The sequence below is a fragment of the Nocardia vaccinii NBRC 15922 genome (assembly GCF_001613305.1).
Taxonomy (GTDB): domain Bacteria; phylum Actinomycetota; class Actinomycetes; order Mycobacteriales; family Mycobacteriaceae; genus Nocardia; species Nocardia vaccinii.
On the sequence record NZ_BDCC01000068.1, the window covers coordinates 1 to 9,966 of the forward strand.

A 9,966-nucleotide genomic window follows, 5' to 3' on the forward strand; every position below is an offset into this window, starting at 1 on the left:
GGCACTGCGCGAATCCGCCGACTGTGACGATCGGACCACACTCGGAGCCCTCCGAGAAAGCGGGGGAACCTCAGTTCCTGGATGCCTCGTTCTTCCGCATGCACCCAGGCTCACCAGCCGAGCCGGTGCTGGCCGCATGGGGCATCACCACCACCGGCAAACCGGTGTTCGTGGGCCTGGCCCCCGGTTCGGGGGAATCCACCGACGCCTGGGCCGGTTTCCTGACCGACCTGCGCGATCGTGGTCTGCGGTGCCCGTTGCTGGTCGTCTCCGACGGCGCCCGCGGCTTGATCGCCGCGATCGAGCAGATCTTCCCCGCCGCGCTCCGTCAACGGTGTCTGATTCACCGGCTCCGCAACGTGGTCGCGAAGATTCCGGCCGGGATGCAGGCCGAGATCCGTGACGGCTACTGGGCCTGCTTCGACACCGAAAACCTCACCGTCGAGCCCGGCCCGAAGCTGGTCGAACTGGTCGACAAGCGTCTGGTCGCGTTCGAAAAGCGGTATGCCCGAGCCTATCCCGCCGCTATGAAGATCCTGGTCACCGACCGCGAGGGGTTGACCGCATATCTGCGGTTCCCCGCCGAGCACCATAACCCGATCCGGCATTCGAACTTCATCGAGCGGACCTTCGGTGAAACACGCAGGCGCGCAAAAGTTATCGGCCGGTTCCCCGGCGAAACCAGTTGTATCAGCATCGTGTGGGCCGTGCTCGACCGCGCCTCACGCGGCTGGCGTGGCTTCGCCATGACTCCCGCCGGTCTGCGCCTGCTGCAGGACCTGCGCCGCAGCCTGCTCGAACCACCCCGCCAACTACGACCCCGCCACACCGCCGACGAGACCGCCGAAACTGTCGGCGCCACCGCGTAACATCACCCAACGAAGCCGGGACCTGCGCCCACCGATTTACACCGAACTCCGGACGTCACCGATCCCCATTCGACACGGTGCTGTCGTCGTCGATCAATGAGCCGACGGAGGATGTCCAACTCTGTGGGCTGCTCGGAGTTCTTGTTGCCGGAGGACAACCCGCATTCGGCCAGGGTGCGTAGCGGCGCAGGCCGTATAGCAGCGGGGTGGGCGTGGTTTCAGCGAGCCTGTGCACCCGGACGACCTCACCGAAAACAACGACGTGGTCTGATACTGGGAACGTCTTGCTCACCCGGCAGTCCGCGACCGCGTGGGCGTCGGCGATCAGATGCGGCCCGGCGGTACGTCCGTCGCTTTCCCATCGCACTCGGTCGAACCGATCGTGGACGCCGGAGGAGAACAGTTCGGCTACCGCCGAGCCGCGCTCATTCAGCAAGTTCAACGCAAAGCAGGACGAACTCGAAATTGCTGCCAACGTCGGGCTTTCACGCCGCAGACAGATCAACAGCGTCGGCGGATCAACCGTGACGCTGCATACTGACGAGCAGGTCATCCCCCACGGCCTTCGGTCCACGTCATTGACAGTTACCACCGCGACACCACTGGGAAAGGTCGCCATGAAGGACCGGAACTCAGACGAGTCAATTGCGGGAGGGGCGATCACTCTATCGGTCATCGCAACACGCAACCTTTCCTTGTCATTGCGGTAACCCGCGAAGACCGGCGAAATATTCGTAATGACTCGGTAGTTTCGTGGCCAAGTTCTCGGTTTGATTGGCGATCATTCGAAGTTCTCGTGCGGCCGCAGTGTCGTCCATCAACCGCAAAGCCGGCGAGGCTTGTACCGGAAGACCTCCGAGACCGAGGATCATCGCCGCATACGAGTACGGCTCGAACCCGTGGTAATGCGGGAAGATCGAATCCGTGTCCGGAAGTTTCACCTGCCAGGTTGCGATGCGCTCGGCGAGTCCGTCGGGAAGAGGTCTGGTCTTGGTGTCCTTCCAGTACTGATTGTCCTGACGTTTTGCGCCGTAATAGTGCAATACGAGAAATTCGCGCACGCCATCCATCACGCCGGCGATCTGCCGGTTGTACGAATCGCGGAGCCTCTCGTCGTACCCTGCGGTGGGAAAGTGCTTGACCAACTGCTCGACGGCATTGTGGATGAAGAAGATCCCTGTTGACTCCAGTGGCTCGACAAATCCACTGGAGAGCCCGATCGCAACACAGTTGTGTACCCACGATTGACGGCTACGTCCGATGCGCATGCGAATATGATTGGCTTCGAGACCTTCCGCTTCCGGGCCGACAAAATCTCGCAGTCCCTGCTCGGCTTCCTCAGGTGAGCAGTAGTCCGAGGCGTAGACGTACCCTGTGCCGATCCTGTCGAATAGCGGAATAGTCCAGATCCAGCCGGCATTTTGGGCGGTGGCGGTGGTGTACGGCCGGATACCGCGGGTGCGTGCATCGACCGGCACTCGCAGAGCTACGGCACGGTCATTGGGCAGGGTGTCCTGATACGACACGAACGGTTCGCTAAGAGCGTCGTTCAACAGCAACGACCGAAATCCGGTGCAGTCCACGTACAGATCGCCGCCGAGGTCGCCATGATTCTTGGTCACCAGCCGATCGATCCAGCCGCGTTCATCGACCTCGACATGCACCACGTCATCGAGGATGTGTCGGACACCACGTGCGGTGCCGTACTCGGTGAGATAACGCGCCAGCATCGTCGCGTCGAAATGATAGGCGTATGGGAACTGGGAATTTTGCTCGGTCAAAGTGGTTCGATACATTCGCTCGACCCCACCTTCGACGAAGTCCTGCTCGAACAACGTGTTGTCGAGATACCGCGGGGACCGACTGGCATCGCACAACGCTGAGACCACGAAGCAATCCCGGTCGAAACGACCGCCGGGCTTCGTCTGCAACCACCAATCGGTGATCGGGAAGCCGTCCGCCACTCGAAGCCGTTCGAATGGATGATAGAAATTATGGCCCGGCTCTAGCCAATTCTCGAATCGAATTGCCAGCTTGTATGTTGCATTACATGCCGGCATCCACTCGGTCTCGTTCAAACCGAGATATTCGAAGAAATGTCGAATCGTACTAAATGTGGCCTCACCGACGCCGATCGTGGGCACATCATCCGATTCCACCAGAGTCACATCTACAGCATCGCCGAACGCAGCCTTGAGATAACAAGCTGTCATCCAGCCCGACGTTCCACCACCCGCGATGATAACCTTCTGCACGACGTCCACAAGAATCCCTTTCTTTCGTATTTCAGACTGTTCGTTTATTCACGGAAGCTTTGCCGCCCACGACCCGGCCAGCACCGACGCTGCAGGGTTCAGATAGTCGGACGTAGTCCGGATATCAACTAGGACCACACCGCGGGACGGGCTCAAAGCCCGTTTCAGCTCGGGCAATTGGTTCGGACCTTCGATGCGGTACCCGCGCGCCCCGAGAGCAGAGGCGATTGACACGAAATCCGGGGAACCATAGTCCGCAAAGTCTGTTGGTTGGCGATGTTCCCGCAGGTCGTGCCGCTCATGGCCGAAACCACTGTCGTTGAGCACGATCACCGTAAGATCGAGCCCATAGCGAACAGCTGTATCGAGCTCGGCCAAACTCATCATCAAGTCGCCGTCTCCGGTGATCAGGAAGATCCGCAAGTCAGGTCGGGCGAAGCAGGCGCCCATAGCAACGGGCAGCGACTGACCGATCGCACCGAAATCGACCGAAACGCACGTCCACTCGTCGTGCCGCGTCGGTGCGATCATTTGGCATGCGGTCATCGAGCAGTGGCCGCCCCCGATAACCACGCCACGTGGGTCCGGCAAGAACGCCGCCAGATCAGCAAGCGCATGGCGAGGATCGACTGAGTCTTCCCCGTCGAGCCACGGTCGATCGTCGATTCGATGCTGCCGACTGACGATCCGACGGACCGCAGCCGACGTCTCACGGGCTGGAAGGCTACTGAGCGATTCATTCAGCAGAGTAGTCGCGCGAATCGCGGTCATCTCGATAGCCGCGGACGTCCGGGAAGCCGACGCTACTGTCACAGCATCTGTGTCGATGCGGATGATCCGGATATGCTCCGGCAAACCCGGAACTGCCAAACGATGCAAGCTGGTTCCAACCGCAAGGATTACGTCACATCGTGCGAGTGCTCGCAGCGCACGTCCATCACCCAATGCACTGACCACGCCGGCGTCCATCGGATGCCCCACGAACAGTCCGGCGGTCCGCACAGTGGTGGTCAACACCGCACCAAGGCGATCCGCCAGCGCTCGCAGCTCATCTCGCGCCGCCACCGCCCCGGCGCCGGCAACAATACCGACCTGTGCTGCTTCGGCCAGCAACCCAGCGGCGGCGGTGACGTCGCCGACAGCCTCACCCGACGCCGCGCAACCCTTCTCTGAGGAGACAGGAGCTCGTCCTGACGAGTCCTGAACGTCGACCGGCAGGCTGAGCAGATACGGCAGTCCGTCCCGCAGCACCGTAACCGCCCTCGCCCACTCGGCAGGCCATACGTCCGGGTGCACCACTTCCCCGGCGCGACCGGCCACGATCCGACCGAAGGCCAACTGGTCGATGTACTGAGGATTGCCGGTGTCCTGCAAGGGAACACCTCCCGCGAGCATCAGCACAGGTGAGCGATGAGACCGGGCAACCGCCAGCGCAGTCGCCGTATTCGTGACCCCCGGCCCCGCCGTCACCGTCGCAACCCCGATCCGACCGCTGAAACGGGCATAGCCATCGGCCATGCTCACTACAGCGGCTTCGTGCCGGCCTTGGATTACTGTCGCATTACGCTGTTCCAAGTCGCACATCAGATTCCGATTTGCGCCGCCCATCAACGCGAATACAGTATCGACACCTTCGCCGACAACGGCATCGGCCAATGACTCCCGAATCTTCATACAGTCTCCTCGTGCAGTACGCGAATGATGAGAACAACCAGAATTTCGGCGCTCGACTCATGTAGCCCGCGAAAAGGGGCTGATTTACGTCAAGCAAGTTACTGACTGGCGATCCGCCGACTAAGCCCGAAATTCATCCATCAGCGATGACCGACGGTCAAGACAAGTGTGCGGTCATCGCGTTCATCGATATCCGAGCGCACCCGCTGCATCCGAATATCGAAGCCAGATTCCCGGAAGTGTGTGATCAACCTGTTCAGATGCAGGTAGCCTCGCCCCGTGACCTCGTTCAGCGGATGCAACCGGACTTCCCCACGACAAACCCGAAGAAGCTCGGTCACGGCTGCGATGTGGAAGTCGAAGTCGAATCGGTCGGCATAGGTGAAAAGTAGAAAACCGGAGAGGGCCAGCGAAAACGATCCGTCTTCGAAAGGTAACTTCGGCAGAGTCGCGGCAACATAGTTCCCCCGGCCCGCCGACGCCGACTTTTCATAATCGGCCAGGAACTGCCTGGCTCCGAGACTCCAGCGTTCCCAGTGGTCGGACCCACCGTTCTGCAGAATCTGGAAACGATCCGGTTGCACGGAAACCCATGCGCGCATTCTGGTCCACTCGGCATCGAAAAGCTCTGCGAAATCGGTCGGCATAAGGTCATAGAGTGAATCCACGCTGACACACACGCCACCCGACGACCTGACAGTGAGACCGAAATTGCTGGCACCACCCGGGCAATCCAGAATCGGGCCCGACGAGAGATCGGATTCACTCAATCCGAATATGGATAGATATTCTTCATAGGTCCGCGGCGTCACCAGTATTCGGTCGAGCTTCGATGTAGGCCAAATCGGCAGTGCGTTCATATCAGTCCTTCTGGGCATGCTCGCGGCACCGCCCGTGATACAGCTGACAGTATCAGATATCTGAAAATCGCGTATCGCGCTGGCGAAGACTTACTACTGCTTTGCGCGTTTGGGCATAATCCTTTTTTACTAAGCGGGCCGTTGCTGCGATGTTCGGCGGGATAGTGATTGTTCAGCCCGTGTCGGAATGGGTGGCAATGCGGCCGGTACCGTGTAGATGGGCGTAGTGCACCCGGCGACGGTTCGTGGGTGACTGCGTCAGGGATTCGCTGGCGTCAGCCGCGGACCCTGGCATTTCCCCGGATCGGACTTCCACCGGTTGGCTACCGCGAGCTTGTCGCCCGGTTACGTCATGCACTTCCTTCATGGTGTCCGGGCTACTTGGATGCGCGCGGATCGGGGCTCACGGGCGGTGAACGACAAGGAAGAGCCGCTGGAACGGAAAGAGAGTGCGACCGTCCGGCAGGGGCGGGTAAGCCGCGCGTAGCCGTTCCAGGTAGGACCGACGGAACGCATCGAACTCGGCAGAGGTCAGCCCGTCGATGACGGGCCGCAGCCCAGCGGCCTCGACCCAAACCCACACCGGATCGGGACCGTCCAAGATGTGTAGATACTCCGTGCTCCAGATGTCCACTTCCGCGTTCGGTCCGGCTAGCAGGTCGTAGTAGCCCACCGCATCCAACGTGTGCCGGTGGCGCAGCGACCGACGTAGACCGGGGTCGCCCAACGGCGTACCGCCCGGCCCACCGTCCTCCAGCGTTTCCGTCATCAGCCGGGACCACGGCGTATGGTGGAACATCGGCATCTGCGCCGCCAGTACGCCGCGGGGAGCGAGGTCGCGGACCATGCGCCGCAGGATGTCGCCGTGGTTGGGGACCAGGTGGAACAGCGAATTGGCAAACACCAGATCGGGACGGTGCTGTGGGCGCCAAGAGCTGATCTCCGCCCGGTGCAGATGCGCCGCGGGCGCGACCTCGGCCGCGGTCCGCAACATCTCCGGGGAACTGTCGATGCCGTGAACTTCTGCGTCGGAGAAGCGTTCGGTCAACACGCGTGTGAGCGTCCCTGGGCCACACCCGAGGTCATACACGACCGCGGGAGGCACGTCGAACGTAACGCGGCCCAGCAGCTCGAGCGCCGGGCGCATCCTGTGTTCCGGGAAACGCAGGTACAACTTCGGGTCCCAGCTGACTTCTGACGGCCTGTCACTGTTGTCAGTGTGTGCAGCGGTCACTTCCACTCCTTCGCTGGGTCGCGGCCGAGCTCTACCGCGATCTGGTGGTACTCAGGAACGGAGACCGGCCGGGCGGCGACACCATCGGTGCCCATCTTGGCCACGGACCGGGAAACGGCAGCCCGCAGCTGTCGCTCAACGACGTCCAAGGCCACCGGCCCAAGCTCTTTCATCGTGCACAACCGCAGCACCTGCTCCACCCCTCCGGGCAGTAGACGGCCGGTGAGGGTGTTTCCTGACACGTAGAGGCTGGTCAGCGGTTCACTAGCGGCCTCGGCAAGGATTGAGTCGAGTGCCACGCGGCCGAGAGCGCCGCTGGGGACGCGCCCGCATTCGCCTTCCCGCGATCTGATGGACAGATTGAGGATGTTTAGGTCCGGGGCGAAGCAGCTGACGACCGCGGAATCCACGTCGCAGCTTGCGGTTGGCTCTGTCTGCCGAGCCACGGAAAACCGCTTGTGCAGTTTCTGAGCCGTTGCGATGCAGCCGCCCAGCAATCGGCCGTAGCCCTGGGAATGTAGCCCAATCTGTCGGTGCGCAGCCCATACGGCGGCCGCCGCCGCCCCAGGGCGACCACCTTCGAGCGTGTGTGGACCGAAGGGGATTCGATTGCCGTTCCCGTGACCGAAGTACATCGACTCCCGGGCCACGAGGGAGATGGCTCGTCTGTCACGAAACACCAGGCTGCCTGCCGGATAGGGGCTGTGGCCGCTCTTGTGGGGGTCCACAGTGACCGAATCGGCGAGGGGCAGCGCACAGAAAGCGGCGTGGACCTCTGGTTTCATGTGGGCGCCGCTTCCATCCAACGGTCGGTCCTCGAAAGGAGCCATCGTGCCGTCGGGTTGCAGCCATAGACTGCGGCAGTATCCGCCGAAAGCGGCATCGACGTGAACGTAGAACGATGCGCCGAAACGCCGCTCACAATCGGCCCGCAACCGCAGGATGGCGTCGAGGTCGTCGACTGCACCTTCTCCGCTGCTGCCGCACATCGCCACCACGGCCAGGATCGGCTGCCCATTCGCCAACAGGGCGCGAACTCGCCGGCCGAGTGCCTGCACGTCCAGCCTGTGCATCGGCGTCAGTTCCATCTCCTCCACATCGGCGGGGCCCAACCCGAGCAGGTCGGCGCACTTGTCCCACGTGTAGTGCGCACTGCGTGCGAGGAGCAGCTTGCCTGATGTGCGCTCCTCCCGCCGCTGCTCGGCGGCCAGCCGCCCCACCTCGGGGAGAAGCCCGCGCGCGGACAGCGCCTCGACGAGATCCAACACTTGGGGCACTGGCATGTTGGCGAGCACCAAGGGGGAGCGATCGGAGACGAGGTCGACCGCGGCGGGGTGGGCCGCGGCTGCGGAGGGCACGCTACGCAGGTTGCGGGCGATCCACATGGCTTCGAAGTTGGCCGTGCTGCCTCCTGATGACAGGTGCGCCCACCCAGTGTCGGGTTGGTAGCCGACCAGGCGGCAGAGGTCTTCGGAGACCTCGTGTTCCAGCTCGGTGGTCACCGGGGCGGTCTCCGGTGTGACGTTGTTGGGGTTGTAGAGCATCGCGCAGAGGTAAGCGAGACTTGCCGCTACGGGGATGTCCGTCGTCATGTGGGCCAGATACAACGGTGAGGGGAAGGGCGTCGCCTGGCGCGCAAGTCGCCCGGACAACTCGCACACCAGGCTTGCGACGCCATCCATATCCCCCGCCGGCCCCGCGGTGTAATGCGCTACGGTCTCATGCGTGGGGTCGACAAGAGTCGGTGCGGCAGCTTCCGCACACTGCGTGTGCCACCGATAGTAGTCGTCGATGATTTGCCGCAGCAGTTTCGTGAACATGTCACGGTTCTCCGGATGTGGAAATAATCCCCTACCCAAGTGCGTGTGCCGCATTGGCCCTCCTTTCCAGCATTGTCCCGTCAGCGCACCATGTGAGCGGAGATACGTTCGAAGAGCAGGTCGATCTGGTCCCATGCTTGGGTACAGACCTGCATAAGATGCGGGAATTGCGCGGCAGATAGTCCCCTGAGGTAGTCACGGCCCAGTTCCCGGTGATCCTCGTCCACTTCGGAATGGAGATCGAAGTAAGAGGTGTCGGCTGTTTCTTCCTCGGGGAAGGCCACGCCGGTGCGTTCGCCGAACACCTGACAGCACGTCTCGACGGCCATGTGAACGATTACGATCTTCGACGCCTCGTCTGATCCGTGCATTTGCATCACGAACCAGTTGCCGACGGCTTCCAGAATGGGGTCGTAAACCGTGTCGCTGACGCCGTGACGTTCCTTGAGTAGGAGGTCGTGTCCGAACTCCTCTCGCAGATGGCCTGCGTACACCTCACGCAATAGTGGATCGGCGCAGACCGCCTGCCGCGCATAGAGCATGCGCTGGAAGTACCCGGACCAGACGTAGAGAGCGGATACGAAGCGGTCGCGCAGCTCGCGGTCTCTTCCCACACGACCGCTGTCGAACAGGTCGAAGAAGTGATGCTCGCTGAATTTGCGCAGCCGCTCGGCGTTGTATTCTTCCAGTTCGGCCAGTGCCGCGGGGTCCTCGCTGAACGTTACTCGTGGTGCACGTTCGTTCTCGTAGAGCCCGCTTCCCTCGAATTGCACCGAGAGCCCGCAGAACTCTTCACCCGGCCGGGTCACGAAGCCGTGCCGCCCGCCTGGGCGAACAGCGACGGTGTCCCCCTCGCTCAGCTCTTGCTCCCTGTCACCGAGGAGTCGGGCCGAACCCTTGCAGACAAGGATCATCGACTTGATCGGATGTTGGTGGACGTCCAGTTGCTCACCGTCGGCAAGGCGCACCCAGGCGACTGAAAGGCGGCCGGTTTCTGGGAGAAAGTTGGCCAGAAGGTCGTTCCGCCGGAAGTCCCGCTGTTCTCCGAGATTGTGGGCTTTGCCCTCGACCATGACGGAGGAAATCTGTCGGATGTCGTTGCGTGAGACGGTCAGGACCGCGGTGTCCAACTGCGGTTCATCGATGGAGAGTTGTTCGGTCACGTGTGTTCACCTTCTTGTGAATGCGAATGGGACAGAGGGGAATCAGGGAGTGGTACGTTGAGCGTTCCGTTGGAGAGCGGCAAGCAACTTC

Annotated in this window: 8 protein-coding genes; 1 reads left to right on the forward strand and 7 read right to left on the reverse strand. The window is 61.9% G+C overall.

Annotated elements, in window-relative coordinates:
* The coding region (locus NV1_RS35020; protein WP_218027300.1) for an IS256 family transposase at positions 1-869 on the forward strand (869 nt) is incomplete at its 5' end.
* A gap of 55 nt (positions 870-924) precedes the next feature.
* On the opposite strand, the gene NV1_RS42770 is transcribed toward NV1_RS35020, so the two are convergent.
* The 7 genes from NV1_RS42770 to NV1_RS35055 all read right to left on the reverse strand — a co-directional run bounded on the left by NV1_RS42770 (position 925) and on the right by NV1_RS35055 (position 9,875).
* The gene (locus tag NV1_RS42770) at positions 925-1,545 is read right to left on the reverse strand and encodes a flavin reductase family protein (protein WP_084526234.1); all 621 of its coding nucleotides are present in this window, start codon (positions 1,543-1,545) and stop codon (positions 925-927) included.
* A 22-nt stretch (positions 1,546-1,567) separates the two neighbouring features.
* Positions 1,568-3,133, reverse strand: coding sequence for a tryptophan halogenase family protein (locus NV1_RS35030; protein ID WP_218027301.1), 1,566 nt, complete (start codon positions 3,131-3,133; stop codon positions 1,568-1,570).
* Positions 3,134-3,172: 39 nt separating this feature from the next.
* Positions 3,173-4,798 carry a thiamine pyrophosphate-binding protein gene (locus NV1_RS35035; protein ID WP_084526236.1) on the reverse strand — a complete coding sequence of 542 codons (1,626 nt, stop codon included), beginning with the start codon at positions 4,796-4,798 and terminating at the stop codon, positions 3,173-3,175.
* Positions 4,799-4,938: 140 nt separating this feature from the next.
* Positions 4,939-5,658 carry a class I SAM-dependent methyltransferase gene (locus NV1_RS35040; RefSeq protein WP_157117567.1) on the reverse strand — a complete coding sequence of 240 codons (720 nt, stop codon included), beginning with the start codon at positions 5,656-5,658 and terminating at the stop codon, positions 4,939-4,941.
* A gap of 403 nt (positions 5,659-6,061) precedes the next feature.
* On the reverse strand, positions 6,062-6,805 hold the full coding sequence (locus NV1_RS35045; RefSeq protein ID WP_084526238.1) for a methyltransferase domain-containing protein: 744 nt from the start codon (positions 6,803-6,805) through the stop codon (positions 6,062-6,064).
* Between the two features lie 83 nt (positions 6,806-6,888).
* A complete protein-coding gene (locus NV1_RS35050) occupies positions 6,889-8,712 on the reverse strand; it encodes a pyridoxal phosphate-dependent decarboxylase family protein (RefSeq protein ID WP_067901667.1) in 1,824 nt (607 codons plus the stop codon).
* A gap of 80 nt (positions 8,713-8,792) precedes the next feature.
* Positions 8,793-9,875 (reverse strand): cupin domain-containing protein, encoded by a 1,083-nt coding sequence (locus NV1_RS35055; RefSeq protein ID WP_218027302.1) that lies wholly within the window; start codon positions 9,873-9,875, stop codon positions 8,793-8,795.
* Positions 9,876-9,966 lie beyond the last annotated feature (91 nt).

Coding starts and splice junctions, on each gene's coding strand:
- NV1_RS42770 (WP_084526234.1), bottom strand. CDS start 1,545: ATGACCGATAGAGTGATCGCCCCTCCCGCAATTGACTCGTCTGAGTTC.
- NV1_RS35035 (WP_084526236.1), bottom strand. CDS start 4,798: ATGAAGATTCGGGAGTCATTGGCCGATGCCGTTGTCGGCGAAGGTGTC.
- NV1_RS35040 (WP_157117567.1), bottom strand. CDS start 5,658: ATGAACGCACTGCCGATTTGGCCTACATCGAAGCTCGACCGAATACTG.
- NV1_RS35045 (WP_084526238.1), bottom strand. CDS start 6,805: ATGCGCCCGGCGCTCGAGCTGCTGGGCCGCGTTACGTTCGACGTGCCT.
- NV1_RS35050 (WP_067901667.1), bottom strand. CDS start 8,712: ATGTTCACGAAACTGCTGCGGCAAATCATCGACGACTACTATCGGTGG.